Raw genomic sequence first — 19750 nt, forward strand, 5'->3', positions numbered from 1 at the left:
GCATATCTTTGTATTAGATTGTTATACTCACCAAAGTTTTGATTAGCCTTATAATATGCAAAATAATAATCCTCTCTAAGATTAATCATCATTGGAGGTTCAAAGACATTGATAACAAGATGATTAACAGTAGTCTCAATATCATTGATAGTTTCAGTTTTACCTTGTTTGACTTCTATCTTTTGCCAATCCGTTGGTTTCAAAGATAAAGTATTTTGGTGATGTTTGAAGCCATCTATTACATCTTCAGCTTTTTCACCATTTACACCAACTATCAGACTTTGGAAACGATTATTTGAGATATTCAAAGTGTTTAATTTCAAACATATTGCCTCAATATCATCAGTTAGTTTGATTTCATAATATTTATCTTGTGTAAACTCAACAGCTATTGGAGTACCAATATCATCACCATTTTTGAAACTTTTTGCTTCAATATAGCTATTAGATAATAATGGTGTCAAGACAGAATCTTGAATATAATCAACGATCTTATCTTTATCTTTTAAGATTTTCTTGTCATCCTCAGCAACTTCCTCATCAGTACAATATTTATCCATGATATAGATTCTAAGTACTTCATTAGTAGGTTTTTGTGGATCTTTAACATTACTCTCATCACTAACAACACTATACATACCATAGACTAATTGCTCAGCAGTATTTACAGATACTTTATTAGCTGTGATATGTATTCCCTGTGGAGCATGTTTAACCAACTTATTAGCTGTGATAGCCATAGCACCACCAGCTAGAGTTAAGCCTTTGGTTATATTCTGCTCTAGCTCATGTTCTTCAAAAGTCAAATTACCATCAACATTGGTATCTTTTTGATTATGATAAAGAGTATTAATAGCTTCATTAGCACTTATATTTATCTCTTTAGCTTGAGTCTCTTCGAATATATCATTTTCAACAGTTAGATTTCTTTCTACTTCATTGAACTGTAGATTATGTTCATCATCAGTTGTGTGAGTTTCTTCTGTATTTAGATAAATATCTTTAGTTACTTTATTGGTATATTTATCAATAATATTTGCAGCGGTAGTATCAATTGCAATATTATCTTGGACATGAGTAGTTAAGCTACTAGTCTTAGCAAATATTTCTTGATGATATTCATCAGCATTGATTGCCTCTAATAAATGATATGGATTATCCTGAGAATGTAGCCTCTGTGCTACCATAGCATACACAGGAGAGATACTTTGGTATTTGGCATCTACATTATTGCGATTACCATACACAGTTGCTTTATAGTTAGGGTGTAGCTCATAGAAGTTACCTTGAGATTGTAACGACATCCCTGACTTTTTGCCCTTATGGATATCTCGATAGCTCTCATCACCCAGTCGCAGAGCAGCAGAGCGGCTAGCACCACGATAGCCTTGAGATTCTAATACCACAGAGTTGGTAGCTTTAGGATTAGCAATATTATGCTTAAAAGCACCAGTATTAATAAAGTTAAGCGAGTTATGCTTATTATCAGCTAAGCGATAATCTTGCTCGTATCCTTTTCTGTTATGGGCTGGTCTAGCTTCGGTATTACGTGTACCAAGAATAGTAGGGTCTTGTAACTCCATGATTAGAGTAGGGGAGTTCTGCACAAGAGGGAAGCTATGTTTCTGATCGGGAGTATGATTTAGATGAATTTTGGCAACATCATTGATAACCTCATCCTCATCAATTTGGGTATAGTACTCAGGTATAGATAGTTGATACTTACCTGTATCGTTAAGAGTAGTAGCATCTTCTGTATCATCAGAATACCCTTTGACTGCAAAACCTTCTTTGACAAATTTAGATAGATTGTATTGATCTAATATACCTGTAGCCAAGTTTTGGACATTATTAGCCACAGCAATAGCAGAATATTCACAAGTAGCTAATTTATTGAACTCTTGACTATCTGTAGTGATACTTACATCTGCTTGTACTATCGACCAGTCTTTGGTATCTATAGGTAGTTTTTTACTATCGATATGTATAGTATCACCAACAGCTACAATACCAACACCATCTAAAGCCAAGATATTTTTATAAGTTTGAAAATGATTAGCTAAACTTTCTGCATAAAAGTTAGTTAAATCAGAAGTACTACCAATAAATGGCGACTGGATAATACCATTTTTAACTTCGACATATTTCTTATAGCCACCATCTGCTTGATGACGATTAAATCCAAGAGCCAAAACATTATGATTATCATCAATAACAATATTTTCAGCTACATAAGCCACAGGTTTAGTATCGATAGTAGCTTTTTGTTTATCAAGAACATCTACATTAATAGCATCTTTATTAGCAAAGGTATTACAGAATTTAAGCTGAGCATCTTCTCTTAAATCTCTATAGAATACAATCCCGTACTGGTTACATATATTAGTTAGATAATTAAAGGTAGATAGATTATTATTTTGTAAGACATTATCAACAAAGATACTATTATCACTCTCAAAATCAGCTGTTATTTCATAGTTTTTTAAGACTTTTTCTAAAACATCATTTATCCTGCCATCAGGATATTTGATTAGAGATTTATCTTCTTTGAGAAAAACTTCACTAGATACAAAAGCTATATATGTAGGATTATTACCACCAAAAGCCCAGCTCTGAGAATCAATGTCCGTACTAGTAACTATAGCTTTAAAAGATATGTTATCTAACTTAAATTCGATTTCATCACCGACATTAGCTTTACTATCAATATAGGCACTACCTGAAATACCGGTATACAAGCCTTGACTAAACTTAATATCAAATAGACGCACTACTTGACCATTGAGGGCGAAGTTTATCATCGTGGAAATCAGCGTATAATTTTTAAAAGTATATATGTTTTAATTTATACTTATCTGAATTATTAATCAAATATTTTGGTTAATTGTAGTTTAATTTTTTATATTGAGTCTGACGTACTAAGAAACTTTAGATTAACTATTTATATTCAGTTTATCTGTGGTAATGTTTATTTGCTTACTATTTTGTAGAGTTGTATCAGCTATTTGAGAATCTAACTCTTTTATGATTGTTTTCTTGTTTTTTGCAGATATATTTAATGTTTGATTACATTCAATATTATGATTTTGGGTTTTTTGATGAATTGATTCTGCCTTAATGCTTATTCCGTTGATTATCCATTTACCAATATTAGCCATTGTTGAAATAACTTGAGATACCAAATTGATTTTATTTGTCTGTAGATTAATACTTTGAGGATCAATTTTGATATAACTTTCATCTAGTCCAGCTTTTACTATACCTTTTAAATTATATTCTTTAGGCTCTAAACTATAACTTTTAATAACAAAAGTTATATATAGTTGACTATCATGCTCTATACAAAGGACGATATCACCAACTTTAGGTACAATTATACAAGAAGCAGCTAACTCAGCTTCTTGGGAATTTTCTTTTTTATCTTTAAGAGTGAATATATCATTTTTAATGCTAGTTATTTCATATATATTATGGGCATTATTTTCATTAGACAAAGTTATTACATTTTTTTTAAATTCTTCTTTTTGATAGGACATAGTCTTAATACTTAAAAATAATCTACACTAGTTTTGATTAATTGTATGTCTGCAAAAATATAATGTAAATCTTTAGGTTTGATTATAAAAGATAAAATGATGCTGTGAAAATACTTGTAAAAAAAATTCAAAAGGCTAGAAAAGGAAAAATAATTTGTCTACAATCGAATTATAGCATTGAGGATTTTTATCTTTACTCTAATGCTATGTGAAAAATAAATTAAACCAGGAGATAAATTAAAATGCCAGTTTATGTAAAAATTGATTCAGGAAATTTTGGTACAATTACTCAAAAAACAGGATCAAAAGATGTTGCAGGACGTAATAGTAATACTACAAGCCCTTTGACTGAAGACTATTGTTTAACTTTTGACTGGGGTTATGAGTTTCATCAACCTCATAATGATAGCTTTGGTGCTGCAGATCATTCGCAAGCAGCTCTAGAATCAATAGTATGGGTTAAAGTTCCTATGTACCACAGTATCCCAGCGCTATTGTTAAACGTAATGGCAGGTAAAGATAACATCAAAGAAATGGATGTTGTTGAGGTCGATAGGGCTGCAACAGGTGGTTCAAATAAAACCACAATGATGTCTACTTTCAAAGATGGTATCGTTACAGATCTTAAATTAGAACAAGGTGATCAAAGAAATCCAGATGAAAAAGGTCGTGGTCACATTATTGTAAAAATGAAGTTCCAAGATATCACTTACGATGATAAAGTGATTAATGTTAGTGGTCACCTAGACACTACAAACGCTAGCTAATTTAAATCTTTTATTTTATATTTTTCTTGATGATAACTATTTATAAAATTGTTATCATTTGTTTAATTATATAAATAGAGCTTTTACGAAAAAAAATGGTTTTAAATGTAAAAAAGTTAGGAAGAGAACATAGTTATGGGTAAGTCTCTTAAAATAATTTCTAACGCGAAAACTCATGTAGGGAACAAACGAGCTGTTAATCAAGATGCTTTTTTGGCTCAACCAGAAATTGGAGTATGGATAGTTGCCGATGGAATGGGAGGGCATCATAATGGTGAGTATGCTAGTGGACTTGTAACTCAAAAAATTATGTTACCTGACAATATAGTGGGTTTTGATCAAACCGTTGATTTCATAAAAGCTTTTATCAGAAAAAAGAACACAGAACTTTTTTATTATGCAAAAAAAGTTGGAAGCTCTGTGAAATGTGGTACTACTATTGTTGCTCTTATAATGAGAGGCAATAAAGTTGCGATATTATGGGTTGGAGATAGTAGAATATACCGATTTGACCCTGAGTTTAACCAGTTGTCTCAAGTTACTATCGATCATACAGTCTTTAATTCCTTAAAACAGAAGGGACTTGTTGATGAATTTCATCCTATGGCAGAGCAATATAAGGAAGCTCTTGCTAGAGTCGTTGGCGGAGAAGAAGATGTTGTTGTTGATGAGCACAGGTTAGTCCTCAAAAAAAGCGAAAGGTTTCTTCTTTGTTCAGATGGTATAAATAAAGAGTTAACTGATACTGACTTAGAGGCTATTTTATCAAGAAGCGAGGCTCCTGGGGTGACCTGTGATATGATGATTAAAGAAGCTTTGGCTAATGTGGGTAGAGATAATATGACAGCATGTATTATTGATGTTGTATTTATTTAGTAGATATGTAAATAAAGGTAAATTATGCTAACTTTAAGAATAGGTAACTTACAAGATATAAAAGCTGAGTATGGAGATGTTGAGAATCAAAAGACTTTTTCTGAACTTGGGGGTTATATAGGTAGATCAAAAGACTGTTTGTGGTCACTAAATGATCATACTAGAAAAATTTCAGGCAAGCATATGCTTTTAGAATCTCAATATGGAGAGTTCTTTGTTACAGATATTAGTACTAATGGAACTAAGCTTAACGGTTTAAAGTTAGAGAGAAATCTACCAACTAAAATAAAACAGGGTGATATATTAGAGTTAGGTCTATATAAGTTAGTTGTTGCGAATATCTTAAAAAATGATGCTCACACTGATATTAAACATATTATCGATGACAATAAAGTTCAGGATGATAATGACTCGCTTGCATTTCTAAATGAATTAAACCTTGCAGATAACAATCATCTTCCATTTGAAGACTCTAAAAATCAAGCAATTCATCAGTCAAGAGATCCTTTTGAACAGTTAAGAATTGAGTCGGATTTTATAATTGATGATCTAAATAAAAAAAGTATTGACGCTCCTCAAGCTATAGAAAAAAATAATGAAGATGAAAACTTAGAAGATTATTCACATATAGTGGATATAAAGGAATCTGATCAGGAGTTTGATTTTTCTGCAATAAAAGAAAAAGAGCAATCTTTTACTTTAAAAGAAACTATACAAGAACCTTTACAAACAGCAAACTTCAAGCCTGAGGGCTTAGAACAGCCTAGAAAAATAGACAAAGAGGTAGATGTACAAGTTATAAATCAGCAACGACAAAAAAATATACAACAAGAAAGCTTTAAAGGAGATGACAAATTTCTTGAGATGCTCTGTCAAAAACTTGGACTGTCTTATAATGTGATTTCACAGATTAATAGAGATAAAGTTTATTCAGATGTCATTGATATACTCTCATATTCAGTAGATGGTTTAATTCGTTTGATGATGGAAAGAAACAATGCTAAAAACAAACTGGATAGCGACTTAACAATGTTTACTTCTCAAGTCAAAAACCCTTTCAAAATGAGTATGTCTGCAAAGCAAGCCTTAGAAACAGTGTTTTTTGATATGAATAATCAGATAATGCCAGCAAGACAAGCAGTAGGGGAATCTATTAGTGAAGTAATTTCTCATTTCAAAAAAATAGATAATTCAACTCGAGAAGTAGTTGAGCTTATGGTTGAGTCTTTTGACCCTGATCAGATCGAAAAAGAAGTTACACAAACAGGAAGAGTTTTACCTGGCACACTTGCCAGTAAATGCTGGTCAAAGCATAAAGTTAAATATACTCAAATGCTTGGCACATCAGAAAAACAGAAGAAGAAAAATATAAAAGAATATATATCAGAAAAATATAACCAAAATTAATTGTATAGGTGGAATAATGAAAAAAAGAAGTTTGTTATGTGTTGCTACTACTTTAATTTTATCTCTATTCTTAGGCTCATGTTCAACTGTATATCTTGATGCAGATACAACTAATGATATAAATCCTAACTTGCAGGGTACTCCTTCTTCTATAATGATCTATGTATTTCAACTTAAGGATAAACTGGCATTTGATTCTGCCAATTTTTCTCAAATTAATAGTGAGAATGGCTTGAAAGGATCAGTTATATCTAGAGAAACCTATGTGTTACAACCAGGTGAGCAAAAGGAAATATACATATCTACAGATGAAGATGCTAAGTATATAGGTATAGCAGCCGGCTATAGAAATATTAACTTAGATTGGAAACAAATAGTACCTGTAGAAAGTCATTGGTTGCCAAAAACGTATAAGCTTAAGTTAACAAGCTACGGGGTTAAACTTAAAGAATAAAATTAGGATAGTTTATATATGAAAAGAGTAGCATGGTTCTCTGGACTGACAGTTTCTCAACAGCATTTTCAATTACAAGACACTCTTTTTGAATCAGCTCAGCAAGAGTTAGTTAGAAGTGGTAGATACAATTACGGTCTAAAGAGCATTGAAGTGGATGAAGCTAAGTTAGAGCAAGGGATTATTTCTATTACAAAGTGTGAAGCTATATTACCAGATGGTACAATAATCAATATCCCAGAAATTGATGGCGATGAAATCTCATTACAACTTGACGAAACTTGTGTCAATAAAACTGTATATTTAGCTGTATCACCTATTCCTCAAAATGCACGTTTATTTTCTGAAACTAAATTGAACGCTACTACAGAGCGATACTATATGTCAAATCAGACAGTTAGTGATGCTATGATGGGAGCTGAGAAATCAATAGAGCTATCTATATTAAAACTAAATATGTATTTGATTATAGATACTTCTAATTTCCAAGAATTTATTCTGTTACCAGTAGCTAAAATAAGCTCTGTAAGTTCTAATAAAACAGTATTATTAGACAAAGCTTATATTCCACCATTATTAAATATTTTTGCTAGTAACAGACTTAAAAATATTTTAAAAAATGTTTTTATGTTAGCACAGCAAAGAAAAAAACAAATCATGCAGCGTCTTAAAAATGTCGATGAATATGGGACGGCAGGTCTCATCGAGATGCTGTTTGTACAACTATTAAATAGATATATTCCTATTGTAGAGCATATTTATAACAGTAGTAGAGTACATCCAGAAGAACTTTTTAAAGTTTTATTACAGTTTAGTTCAGAGCTACGAACCTTTACTCATGAAGATAAAGGATATAATGAGTATATTAAGTATAAGCATGAAGATCTTACAGAAATTTTCTCAATATTATCTGAAGATTTAAAAGAAGCATTTGCATGCGTTTTTGAAGAGCGAGCTATTAGAATACCTCTTAGTTATTTTGAGAAATATGCTTTGTATATTGCAAATGTGGAGAGCATCGATTTAACAAATATTTCAGAATGGAGCTTTGTTATAGCATGTAAAACTGAAATGCCAAAAGATCAACTTGCTCTTACATTTCCTAAAATTATAAAGATAGCATCAAAAAGCCAGATATCAAATGTTGTATCAAAACAGTTACCGGGTATCAAAGTAGTATCAATGGCTTCTTCACCAAAACAAATACCATTTATGTCAGATTATGTCTATTTTGAATTAGATAAAAATTCTGATTTTTGGAAATCAATATATGAATCGAAGATAATGTCTATATACCTAACAAGAAAATTTTCGCAAATTGATATGCAACTATGGGCAACAAAGAGGTAAGTATTATTATGTATGCCAATAATGATGATGATAAAACTATATTCATGCCATTAGCTGATAATGACGAAATAACTCAGCGTAATTTTGGGGAAGTAAAACAGGAGCAAGTTAGAGAAATAACTAGCGAGAGCTTGTTTCAAAAGGTTTCGAAACAGGAGTATATGTTTGGTCCAAATAGCCTTATGAAATATGCAAGTGAAATCTTTGCTACACATTATCAAGTAATTAATCACTCCATAGATTTTAGTGTTGATAAATTAAAAATGATTCTATCAGATGGATTGACAAAGTTTACAATTAGATGTCAACAGGATGGTATAGGTGATAATCTTCTTAAAAGCGCTAAGTATATTTTATGTGCTTTCATAGATGAGGCAATTTTAGCTACAGAATATGGGCAAAATATACACTGGTCTCAGCAATCTATGCTAAGTAGTAACTTTAATGAGTCTTGGGGTGGAGAAACGTTTTTCAAAATCAGATTATTTTGTTTAGATAATATATCTGAATATATAGAAGTGTTTGAGCTTATTTATATATGTTTATGCCTTGGGTTTAAAGGACAGTTCTCTAGTAAGACGAATGGGAAGCTTATGTTAGATAGGCTTAAGAGAGAGTCATACGATGTTATATGTCAATATAGAGATCTACATGATGATGCTTCTATTGCAAAACACTGGCAGACAGATTATGAGCCAAAAGCTCCAATAAAATATAAGCATACTTTTTCTATCTTTTTTGGAGTTATTTTAGCTATACTTTTAGTTATATATATAGGTCTCTCATTCTTTATAAATCAAGCAGAGCTACCTGTTTTGAAAGATATTGATAATACTAAAAATCAGCTTATATCATCATATGAGTCATCACCGTCTGTTCCGCCTGTTTCTAAAGATACAGTCAACGAGTAGCAAGGCATTTGGAGATAGATCTATATGACTAATCTTTTTAGAAAAGTTCCTTTAGCTTTGAGTAAGTTTGTAAGAACTCGATGGTTCTTATTTCTTGCTATATTTTGTATTTTAATATTATTTATTTGGTTAGTTATTCCAGGTATTTCATTATTTGGGTTTTCTATTTTAAAATCAACAAATGCTAAGCTATTCACAACATTACTTCTTATAGTTGTTATATTAATATATGTATTACATAAGAAAAATCTATTAAGCTTTTCATCTTTTGTTGTATTTCTTGCAAGAAGAAAGAATAAAAAAACTAAAGCTCTTAATTTAACAAGTTATAAGGTAAGAGAAGAGTTAAAAAAACTATCTTTATTATTAAAGAAAAGAAAAAAGATAAGTAAGATTAATACTCCGGTATATACGATTCTTGGAAATAATAAAGAATGTATAGAAGCTCTTATGAGACATACCTCTAAGAGTAGTAGTGTTACAAATGATTCTATATCTGTTGTAGATAAGTTTAATAGTTCAGAGTTATCGTGGAATATGTCTGTAGATAAAGCGTTAATAGCTTTATTTAATCTCAAAAACTTCTATGGATTATTTCAACATATTTATGCAATGGACAAGCACTATCCGATTAATGGTATCATTTATGTTGTTAGCTTAGATAAGATATTTGAGTCAAAAGATGCTATATCGTTATATCAGAAAAAAATCCAAACAGAAATTTTTGAATTAAGAAAATATTTGGAAAAAATAAATAAGAAATTTCATATCAAAATACCTGTATATGTTACCTTTACAGGTATGGAGGTTATATCTGGATTTGAGGATTATTTTTCTGTAGCTTCAGATAAGCTTAAATATGACCCTTTAGGAGTTACTTTATCTGAGAGTGAATCTATTAGCTTCAGAAGAATAAGAGAAAAGTTTCAAGAGTTTTTTGATAGTCTAAATGAAAATATTATTACTAAATGTGATAATACGCAACCTACGGAAAAAGTAATTAATATAATTACTTTTTCTAAGCAAGTACTTTTCTGTTTGGATACTATAGAATCTAGTCTAGATAGATTCTTTGATAACAAAATTCAAGAGAAAATATTAGTTAGAGGTTTTTATTTTGTCAGTTATAAAAATTCTGATACATGCTTTGATTTTATGCGCATGCAAACCTTGAGTAAGGTGAAAAAATCAATGGACCAAAGGGTTTATTTTTTAGACAATATATTTAAAAAGATTATCTTAAAAGAAGTTTATAACTTTGGTGAAAATACTACCTATATCAAAAAGTTAAAATATAGAGACTATAGTAAATCTGCTGCTTTACTATCATGTGGCTTTGTATTGTCTTTTATTTGGATTAAAAGCTCCTTATCTTATATAAACTTATTTAACAGTGTGGACTCTAAATATAATAAAGCGCTACACTCTAATATAGGACCTAATAATGCTGCAATTGAATTTGCTAAACAAATAAACTATGAGCATAATCTTTCATTGTATGGACTATATTATAATAGAACTCTTATTACCGATATATTAAAAATATATCAAAGGCTTGTGCAAATTAAGTTCATACCAGATTTACAAAGTGATATTGAGAATCAACTTAGACAAGCGATAAATGATATACCTAAAAATAATACAGCTAACTCAAAACAAATTGAGCATTTGAATATATGGCTAGCAACATACTTAATGCTAGTAAATAAAGAGCATTTTAATGAAACTTCTTTCACTAGAAATATTTATACTATGTGGAAAAAGCAACAAATATCAGCACAAGATCTTTCTGATAAAGAAGAGTTGTTGAAAGCAGTTATTATTTCTGGTTTTCCAGATACTATTAAATTGAACAAATCTTTATTATTTGAGGCTAGAAATATTTTAAGATCAAGCTCAACTTATGTTTTAGCATATCAAATGTTGAAGGATAAGGCACTAGTAGATAATGATGAATATATTTTATTGGGAGACTCTGGAGATTTAAACACAAGCCTGGTATTTGATAATAAGGTAGTCAAATTGCCAGCTTTATACACCAAAAGAGGGTACTATGATATTTATCTTAAAAATCAGGTTGAATATTTAAAACAGGCTGCAAAAAGTATGTGGGTTTTATCAGATGAAGATAGCTTTGATAGATTATCTTTAGTTTCTTTAAAATCTAATATGGATATTTTATATTGGAATGATTATTTAGAAGTATGGAATAAGGCATTAGATGATATTAATATTCAAAGAACTACGAGTATTAGCACACTTATAAAGCTTTTAAATAGTTTAACTGTAGAAAATAATTCGATCATCGCAGTGCTTAAGAAGATTACACAAAATACTAATTTTATAAGCGTAGAAGATATATCTAGTAAAGTTGGACTAAGTGGTAATAATAGAAACATAGTAACTACAAGTTATAGAGGACTTATTAAGTCTCTTGCTGAATATAAAAAGTCTCAAGCTAGTGAAAATGATTCATCTAAAGGCTCAGGAACCATATCTATGATAGCAGGTGAGTTGGGAGATATTCGCAATTCTCTTGTGGTAATATCATTATCTAGTCAGCCTGATTTAGATGCATTTTTATTAGTGCAAAACAAAAAGGATTCGGCTATATTTAAAAATCTTGCAAGTTTATGGGAGATGGGCAATAATGCTCCACAGCCTGTAAAAAAATGGACATCTCAACTTGTAAATATTACAACGAGAGTCTTAAATGATATGGCAATAAAAGAAATAAATATGCGTTGGCAGAAAGGGCCATTAACATATTACAATAGCTATCTAAAAGATAGATATCCAATAAAATTAGAATCACATAAAGAGAGTTCAACAAAGTCTTTTATAGAGTTCTTTAAAAAAGGCGGTGTCATGCAAAAGTTCATAAAAGAAAATATGTCATCACTTATTGAGAAAAGCTCTAATTCTAACGGTTATGTTTGGAAAAAATATTATGGCGAACCATTTGCTTATGATAAGAACTTTTTGGAAATGATTAATTCATTTAATATGATAGAAAATATGTTTTTCTCTAATGATGGTGTTGGTTTTAAACTATTTTTAACACCTGAGTTTTTGGCTAAAAATTTATCTGTGCTGACTATAAATTATGCAAATAAATCATATAGCTACGCTAATGGGCCTCAAGAAGATTTTATTATTGACTGGCCAACTACTAATGTCAGTAAGTCTCCTGTTACGATAAGCTATACATCAAAAGATAATGAAACAAATATGATAAATTTTGATGGTGAATGGGGACTATTTAAATTTTTGGAAAAAGGTAATATTAGCTACAATGATGAGAAAGGCGTTAATATATTTAAAATCTATAATGACAAAACTGTTTTAGCAGAATACATATTAAAAACCAGTAGCTTAGATGACAAGTTTAGTTTTGAAACTTTTAAAAAGCTACATGTGTTTGATAACATTGATAACTCTAATGAGGTAAATAAATGAAGCGAGATTTAGTTTCAAAAACGATAATAAGCCATGCTAGTGCTTTAATTATTATATGGATATTATTACCTTTTTTTAAATTATCTAGCTACGATCTTTTTGCTAGTGAGGTAGTTAAATTATTTTTGACCTGTATATACTTTATTACTTTTTATGTAATTAAAGCACATAAAGATTATAAAATTAATTTTAATATTGCAGATCAAGAATATAATGGTTATTTATCTAAGTTCTCAGAAGCCTTAAGAGAACTTATTTATTTACAGACAAAAAATATTAAATTTTTTAGAGGGCGAGGATTATACAAATCACCATGGTTTCTGACACTTGGATTATCTGATAGTGGAAAAACCACTATAGTTAAAAACTGCAATATACATTTTAATTCAAAATACAGTGAAACTAGCGCAAAATCAAATAAGCCAACTTTCGATTGGTATAGTTCACCAGATGTAACTTTCATAGATATAAATTCTAAACTAACAGAAGTTTCTAGAGTCGAGGAAACAAGTCTATTTGATAGTGTTATAGACTTAGTCAAAAGAAATCGTCGTCTTAAGCCATTAGATGGATTAATTTTAAATATAAATGCTGAGCGTCTCATTACTGAGACACCTAATGAATTAGAAAGAGATTTTAATAAATATAAAATTATTTTAAAAAAGATATATAACAGTGGTATTAGGAATATTCCTATATATATTTTTTTAACTAATATGGATAAAGTACCTGGATTTGTAGAATACTTCGATCCTAAAAGTTTTGATGTTACAAATAATATTTTAGGAGTAACATTACCATCTTCAAATACTTCAGAACCACTTGATTGGCTTGATGATCAGTTTAATAATATAATTAATAATATCAATGAAAATGTTTTCTCTAGTATTAGAAAGAAAAATTCAAATATAGATAATGATAGAGCATTTTATTTTGTCAGATACTTTACATATCTATGTGAAAAGTTAAACTCTTTATTAGCAGATGCTGTATATGAAAATAACTACACAAAGAGTTTATATTTGAGAGGTGTTTATTTTACTGCGGTTAGTACAAATAAAATACATCATTTTGATAAAGCTAGATCTGATATCTATTTCTTAAAAAATATAATGAAAGATGTCATATTAAAAGAGGGTAGAAAAGCAACATTTATTGATAATACTGTCCACTTTCTATCAAAGCATAAAAACTATGTTTATTCTATTTCAGGTATTACTGCTGTTGGCTTGGTATTGTCTTGGATAACAGGATATACACAAGCATCATACTATTTAGCAGAAGTTAAACATACCAATAATACTTTACAGCCTATAATAGGAGCCCCTTTATATACTCCAAGCTATTGGGAACGTATGCAAAAGTTAGAATATTTAGCAAAACTAAGAAATACAAAATTTGCAAGCTGGCATCATTTTGGTTTTAGTTTTCCTACGCTAACAGACAAGGCATTAAATGAGCAGTATAATATAGAGTTGAAAGAAGTATTTAGGCCATACATTTTACAAGAAATCAAGAATAATATTCAATCTTTAATGGATAAAATCTCAAATACTGGTGATAATGAGACTGTTGATAAAGCTCAAAAAATGCAAACTTTATATAACTGGTTAATGATGTATGTGATGTTTGATAAAACACAACATATGAATACTAAATTTATAAAAGATAATTTAGATAGTTACTGGAAAAACTTATATGATAATGATAGTGAGACTTTAAATTCACTAGAGGTTTATTTAGATGATTTACTTTTACTACCATCAGATGCTCTACATAGTAAACTAGATAACTCTTTGATAGAAAAAGCAAAGAATGTGTTGGGTGGTGATATTTATGTTTATAGAGCTTATGAACAGTTTAAACAAAAAAATATAGAGCAAAAAGCAAACTATAGGCCTGTAATAATAGGCGGTCTACAGTATGTGAATTTATTTGAAAAACCTATAAGTATTAATTATGTTTATACTGTAGATGGATGGCAGAATTATTCAAAAGAAAACTTAGTTAAAGAACTAGAAATAGCTGAGAAAGACCAGTGGGTTTTTGATTCAATAGATCAAAAATCCAAATTTGATGCGACAAAAGCAAAATCAAAAATATTTGATCTTTACTGGAATGATTATGCGAGTGTATGGGTTGACGCTTTGAAAAGTATCAAATTCAGGAAGACAAATTTCCAGCAAAAGTATAATGATAGTAGAAATAATAGCTATATATCTGTTTTTGATCAAATATTTACCCAGTTGAAAACTAACTTAACTTCAGATGTGGTTTCATCAACAAATGGTAGTGATAAGAAAATGATATCTTCTCTGGCTAACTTTGTTAATAATAGATATAGAGTTGATCAGCTTAACGAAAAGATTAGTTTACTCGAAAAGTTAGTTATGATAATGAGCAGCAATTCAAGTACGAATCAAGAACAAGCTTTTGTTGTATCTGAATTAATAGCTACAAACAAACAGGATTCTTTAATAGGACTTAAGGAAATGGTTAAAGAGTTACCTACATCAATGACATTCTTAGTTGATAGCTATTTGAGTAGTTTCACTTATAGTATGTTTGATGCTGGTGCTATCTATGATACGGATTTATGGAATAATGAACTTTCACAGTTTTGCTCTAGTAATTTAGCATCAAATTATCCTTTTGCAAATTCAAAAGATGAGTTAGGTCTAAATGAATATAAACAGCTTATGTCTAAGTCTAGTGATTTGATGAATTATATAAATAATAATGTTTTACCATTTGCTATAAAAGATAAATCTGGTTTGTTAACCATTAAAGAAATTAATAATGTTAAGTTTCCTTTTGATAAGCATTTATTTAAACAAATTAATGTGATTTCACAGCTAAATGCGTTAACAAAAAATAACAATACTAATTCGTCAGAAGATAAGTTAAATATGACAGTTGGACTAACGCCAGTACTCCTTTCAAGTGACTTATCTGGAGTCGATATTATATATGATAATAAAAAATATGGTTATTTCAATGGTCCTCAATATCAGCAAGATTTTTATTGGCCAGCAAAAGATAGTAGTACTAGTGGTACAGTACAAATAATATGGCATTATAAAAATAAAGAAGATGTCAAAAATGTTTATACTGGACCTTGGGGATTGATAAACTTCTTATCGCATTTTGAATATAATCAAAAAGATGATACTTATACTATCAAGTTTAATAAGAGTTTCGCAACATATAAAATATCTACAAAAGGTAAAGGTAGTATAAATAGTTTAGGAAGCTTAGAAAATTTACAATGTAAGTTTTAAGAGAGAAAAATGTTAGGTTTTTTAGAAAATTATATAGTCGATGTTACAAATAGTATTGAGCCTTTAGATATATCAGAGGTTCAATATAGTCAAGAATTTGAAGCTATTGAAAATGAGATACAGAAGTTACAAAATGTAGTACCTGAAACACCTGATTGGCAATTAATTATTGAAAATGGGAAGGTGGTTTTAACTACACAAGGTAAGCATCTTAAAATTATCACTTATATAATAGTAGCACTATATCAGAAATATAAAGTAGGTGGACTACTTGCTGGTTTATATATGTTTTCTAACATTTTGACTCAAGAAAAAGATGCTATTATGCCATATGGGAAAAGGAAAAAATCTCGAATAAACTTGATAACATGGATGGTAAAGTTCATAGCAGATTATCGAGATAGAAATCCTCAAGATTTGCAATTAAAAGATTTAGATCGAGTAGATCAAGCTAAACAAGATGTGATTAATTGGTTTAATGAGTTTCATGCAGATGATGACAATTTAGCATTATTACAAATTTATGATTGGTTTCTTAATGCAAAGAAGACTTTAGAGAATGAAAAAAGAATTCAAGAACAAAAAACTGTATTAGCTCAAAAAGAGCAAGAAAGGCTAAAGCAAGAGCAAGAAGAGGCTTTAGAAAGGCAAAGACAAGAACAGGAAAAGCTAAAGCAAGAACAAGAAGAGGCTTTAGAAAGGCAAAGACAAGAGCAAGAAGACAGAGATTTAGCCAAGACACAATATGTTGAGAGTGAAATAGAAGAGCAAGACCTTGGTTCTAAAGAGTTAGCAATAGACGATTTTACCAGTGTTAAAGAGTATGCTAGATCTGAATTACTTGATAGGTTAGCATTTTGTAAAGATAATCAAGATGATTTATTTACATTGCTAATCCAATCCAGAAAAATCTTGTGGAATACTCTTTATTATAATGATTTGTATGAGGAAACCATAGAAACTAGTACTTCACCTGATTTAGCAGAATTAAATCAAATACTATGCATTTCGGATCCTATTTTAAAATTAGGTGAGTTAGAGAAGTTATTTATAAAAAATCCTTTTTTGTTGGATATACAAGTGTATATGATACAAATACTAGATGATATGTACATGAAATCTAATGATAAAGTATTTAAAAAAATCAGTGATTTTATTTCTGCTGAATTAGCTTTTTTAATAAGCCAAATTCCAAATATTTTTGAGTTATCTTATGAAGATAGAGTTTGTATTCCAGAGTATATTTACGACTGGGTTTTTACTCAATTAGTAGATGATATATCTATTATTAGAGAAAAATTTGAGGAATACATTGAATGTTATGATGTGGATATGCAATATAATAAAGTTATAGAGTATGTAAAGAAATCCAAATTCTTGAATTTAAAAATGGGCTTCTTGTTATATGCTTGTGATAATCCACATTTAAGTAACTATTCTAAAATAAATGTTATTGAAAAATTTGTTTGTGATGACTCTTTGGTAGATCAATGTATTGATAATAATATCGAACTAAGAGAGGTCTTCAGGAGTTTAAATAACCTGTACGAAGAATATATAGTTGACACATCAGATCAATCTTTAATAAAAAGAAAAGAAGAGATAATGAAAAAAATTAGTTTCTAAGCTTTTAGAAGATGATTATTTAACTTATAATCAAATTTATATATACATAAATTTTAACTAGAAAGGAGTGTTTTATGGCAAAAGGGATATCAAAAGAAGGTAGTGTTGCACCAAAAGAAAGAATAAATATCAAATACCGTAGTCATGGTGATAAAGTCGAAGAAAAAGAACTTCCACTAAAGCTTCTTGCTGTTGGTGACTTTACTTTAAAAGAGGATGATACTCCTGTAGAAGATAGAAAGGCTGTAAATATAAATAAGTTAAATTTTGATGATGTTATGAAGAGCTATAATTTATCACTAGATATGGCTGTTGAAAATAAAATAAATGAAGATGAAAAAGATTCAGAACTTGGTATTAAACTTAAATTCGATTCTATAAAAGATTTTAATCCTGACTCGATTGTTGAGCAAGTTGATGAATTAAAAAAATTGAAGCAGTTGAGAGAAGCTCTAGTTGCTCTTAAGAGCCCTCTTGGTAATGTGCCAAAATTCAGAAGAAATCTACAAAGCTTAGTTAAAGATAAAGAGTCATTAGATAAATTATGTCAAGAACTAGGAATAGAGTCTAATACTGAAAAGTAATATTTTATAGTTTTTAAAGGAGAGATAGAATAATGTCTACACAACATAGCCATGAAGGTTCTTTGTTAGAGAGTTTATTAGAAGATGTTTCTTATGATGAGAGCAATAGCGAACAGATAGATGAAACAAAATTGGGTTTAACGGCATTACTAGGTGAGATAGTTAAACATCAAGATGCGGAAGAAAAAATCGATCGTTCATTAATTGATAAGTTCATAGCGGAGATAGATGAAAAATTAAGCAAACAAGTTGATCAGATTGTCCATAATGAAAAATTTCAACAGTTAGAATCTGCTTGGAGAGGTTTACATTTCACAGTCAATAGAACTGATTTTAGAGAGAATACTCGTGTTGAGTTAATGAACCTTTCAAAACAAGATTTGATGGACGATTTTGAAGATGCTGCTGAAATAAGCGAATCTGGGTTTTATAAGAAAGTATATACTCAAGAATATGGTCAATTTGGTGGTGAACCATATGGGGCTATCATAGCTAATTATGATTTTTCACATTCAACTCCTGATGTGAAGCTGTTGCAGAATGCTGCTGCTGTAGGTTCTATATCTCATGCACCTTTTATAGCAGCGGTTTCACCAAAAATGTTTGGTATAAATGATATTACTGAGTTATCAACAATAAAAGATTTGACATCATTATTTGAGCAGAAAGCATATATTAAGTGGAATGCATTTAGAGACACTGAAGACTCTAAGTATGTAGGCTTAACAATGCCGAAGTTTTTATTGAGAGAACCGTATGATCCTGAAGAAAGACCTATAAAATCTTTTAACTATAAAGAAACAGTTAAAGAACATAATGACTATAGCTGGGGTAATACAGCTTTTGCATTTGCTAGTAGAATTACAGAAAGTTTTGCCAAGTATCGCTGGTCACCAAATATTATTGGTCCGACAAGTGGAGGTGCGGTAGAAGATCTTCCAATACATAATTTCGAATCTATGGGTGATATAGAAACAAAGATTCCTACAGAGACTCTTATTTCTGATCGTACGGAATATGAATTGTCAGAGTTTGGTTTTATTCCTTTAGCGTATAGAAAAGGTAGTGATAATGCTGCTTTCTTCTCTGCAAACTCAGTTCAGAAAGTTAAAACTTTTGGGATCTCTGAAGAAGGTAAAGCTGCGGAACTAAACTATAGATTAGGCACACAACTACCATATATGTTTGTCATATCTAGAATAGCTCACTACATTAAAGTAATGCAAAGAGAACAGCTAGGTAGTTGGAAAGATGCTACAGATCTTTCTAGAGAGTTAAATGAATGGTTATCTCAATATGTTGCAAATCAAGATAATCCTACTGCAGAAATTCGTAGTAGAAAGCCACTAAGAGAAGCTAAAGTAACAGTTAGTGATGTTCCTGGTAATGCTGGTTGGTATACTGTGAAGATTCTAGTGAGACCACACTTTAAATATCAAGGTGCTGATGTTACTTTATCTCTAGTTGGTCGATTAGATGAACAAAAGGGTTAATTGATT

General features: G+C 30.1%; 13 protein-coding genes. 11 read left to right on the top strand and 2 right to left on the bottom strand.

Annotated features, from left to right (window positions below):
• Positions 1-2801, bottom strand: a 2801-nt coding sequence (locus tag F3D57_RS08560) for a hypothetical protein (RefSeq protein ID WP_150465944.1), incomplete at its 3' end; no start/stop codon positions are given.
• A 132-nt stretch (positions 2802-2933) separates the two neighbouring features.
• Positions 2934-3536: a DUF3540 domain-containing protein gene (locus F3D57_RS08565; protein WP_150465945.1), complete on the bottom strand. Its 603-nt coding sequence runs from the start codon at positions 3534-3536 to the stop codon at positions 2934-2936.
• Between the two features lie 242 nt (positions 3537-3778).
• On the opposite strand from F3D57_RS08565, the gene F3D57_RS08570 reads away from it, so the two are divergent.
• The 11 genes from F3D57_RS08570 (at position 3779) to tssC (ending at position 19744) form a co-directional block, all read left to right on the top strand.
• Positions 3779-4303 (top strand): hypothetical protein, encoded by a 525-nt coding sequence (locus F3D57_RS08570; protein ID WP_146421469.1) that lies wholly within the window; start codon positions 3779-3781, stop codon positions 4301-4303.
• A gap of 135 nt (positions 4304-4438) precedes the next feature.
• Positions 4439-5179, top strand: coding sequence for a PP2C family protein-serine/threonine phosphatase (locus tag F3D57_RS08575; RefSeq protein ID WP_146421468.1), 741 nt, complete (start codon positions 4439-4441; stop codon positions 5177-5179).
• Between the two features lie 24 nt (positions 5180-5203).
• On the top strand, positions 5204-6586 hold the full coding sequence (gene tagH, locus F3D57_RS08580) for a type VI secretion system-associated FHA domain protein TagH (RefSeq protein WP_150465946.1): 1383 nt from the start codon (positions 5204-5206) through the stop codon (positions 6584-6586).
• 16 nt (positions 6587-6602) lie between these two features.
• Positions 6603-7040, top strand: a complete 438-nt coding sequence (gene tssJ / locus F3D57_RS08585) for a type VI secretion system lipoprotein TssJ (protein ID WP_146421466.1) — start codon at positions 6603-6605, stop codon at positions 7038-7040.
• A gap of 18 nt (positions 7041-7058) precedes the next feature.
• Positions 7059-8390, top strand: coding sequence for a type VI secretion system baseplate subunit TssK (gene tssK, locus F3D57_RS08590; protein WP_146421465.1), 1332 nt, complete (start codon positions 7059-7061; stop codon positions 8388-8390).
• Positions 8372-9301, top strand: coding sequence for a type IVB secretion system protein IcmH/DotU (gene icmH / locus F3D57_RS08595; RefSeq protein WP_150465947.1), 930 nt, complete (start codon positions 8372-8374; stop codon positions 9299-9301). The genes tssK and icmH overlap by 19 nt, the downstream gene beginning before the upstream one ends.
• A 24-nt stretch (positions 9302-9325) precedes the next feature.
• Positions 9326-12760 (top strand): ImcF-related family protein, encoded by a 3435-nt coding sequence (locus F3D57_RS08600; RefSeq protein WP_150465948.1) that lies wholly within the window; start codon positions 9326-9328, stop codon positions 12758-12760.
• Positions 12757-16041, top strand: a complete 3285-nt coding sequence (locus tag F3D57_RS08605; RefSeq protein WP_150465949.1) for a type VI secretion protein IcmF/TssM N-terminal domain-containing protein — start codon at positions 12757-12759, stop codon at positions 16039-16041. Before F3D57_RS08600 ends, F3D57_RS08605 begins: the two co-directional genes overlap by 4 nt.
• Positions 16042-16050: 9 nt before the next feature.
• Positions 16051-17667 carry a type VI secretion system ImpA family N-terminal domain-containing protein gene (locus tag F3D57_RS08610; protein WP_150465950.1) on the top strand — a complete coding sequence of 539 codons (1617 nt, stop codon included), beginning with the start codon at positions 16051-16053 and terminating at the stop codon, positions 17665-17667.
• Between the two features lie 74 nt (positions 17668-17741).
• Positions 17742-18251: a type VI secretion system contractile sheath small subunit gene (tssB, locus tag F3D57_RS08615; protein ID WP_218961589.1), complete on the top strand. Its 510-nt coding sequence runs from the start codon at positions 17742-17744 to the stop codon at positions 18249-18251.
• 32 nt (positions 18252-18283) lie between these two features.
• Positions 18284-19744, top strand: a complete 1461-nt coding sequence (gene tssC / locus F3D57_RS08620) for a type VI secretion system contractile sheath large subunit (RefSeq protein ID WP_146421460.1) — start codon at positions 18284-18286, stop codon at positions 19742-19744.
• Positions 19745-19750: the final 6 nt, after the last annotated feature.

It is taken from the genome of Francisella sp. SYW-2, from assembly GCF_008711475.1.
Taxonomy (GTDB): Bacteria; Pseudomonadota; Gammaproteobacteria; order Francisellales; family Francisellaceae; genus Francisella; species Francisella salimarina.

Bases quoted from the DNA above. Each gene is read 5' to 3' on its own strand.
- F3D57_RS08565 (WP_150465945.1), bottom strand. From the start codon at position 3,536: ATGTCCTATCAAAAAGAAGAATTTAAAAAAAATGTAATAACTTTGTCT.
- F3D57_RS08570 (WP_146421469.1), top strand. From the start codon at position 3,779: ATGCCAGTTTATGTAAAAATTGATTCAGGAAATTTTGGTACAATTACT.
- F3D57_RS08575 (WP_146421468.1), top strand. From the start codon at position 4,439: ATGGGTAAGTCTCTTAAAATAATTTCTAACGCGAAAACTCATGTAGGG.
- tagH (WP_150465946.1), top strand. From the start codon at position 5,204: ATGCTAACTTTAAGAATAGGTAACTTACAAGATATAAAAGCTGAGTAT.
- tssJ (WP_146421466.1), top strand. From the start codon at position 6,603: ATGAAAAAAAGAAGTTTGTTATGTGTTGCTACTACTTTAATTTTATCT.
- tssK (WP_146421465.1), top strand. From the start codon at position 7,059: ATGAAAAGAGTAGCATGGTTCTCTGGACTGACAGTTTCTCAACAGCAT.
- icmH (WP_150465947.1), top strand. From the start codon at position 8,372: ATGGGCAACAAAGAGGTAAGTATTATTATGTATGCCAATAATGATGAT.
- F3D57_RS08600 (WP_150465948.1), top strand. From the start codon at position 9,326: ATGACTAATCTTTTTAGAAAAGTTCCTTTAGCTTTGAGTAAGTTTGTA.
- F3D57_RS08605 (WP_150465949.1), top strand. From the start codon at position 12,757: ATGAAGCGAGATTTAGTTTCAAAAACGATAATAAGCCATGCTAGTGCT.
- F3D57_RS08610 (WP_150465950.1), top strand. From the start codon at position 16,051: ATGTTAGGTTTTTTAGAAAATTATATAGTCGATGTTACAAATAGTATT.
- tssB (WP_218961589.1), top strand. From the start codon at position 17,742: ATGGCAAAAGGGATATCAAAAGAAGGTAGTGTTGCACCAAAAGAAAGA.
- tssC (WP_146421460.1), top strand. From the start codon at position 18,284: ATGTCTACACAACATAGCCATGAAGGTTCTTTGTTAGAGAGTTTATTA.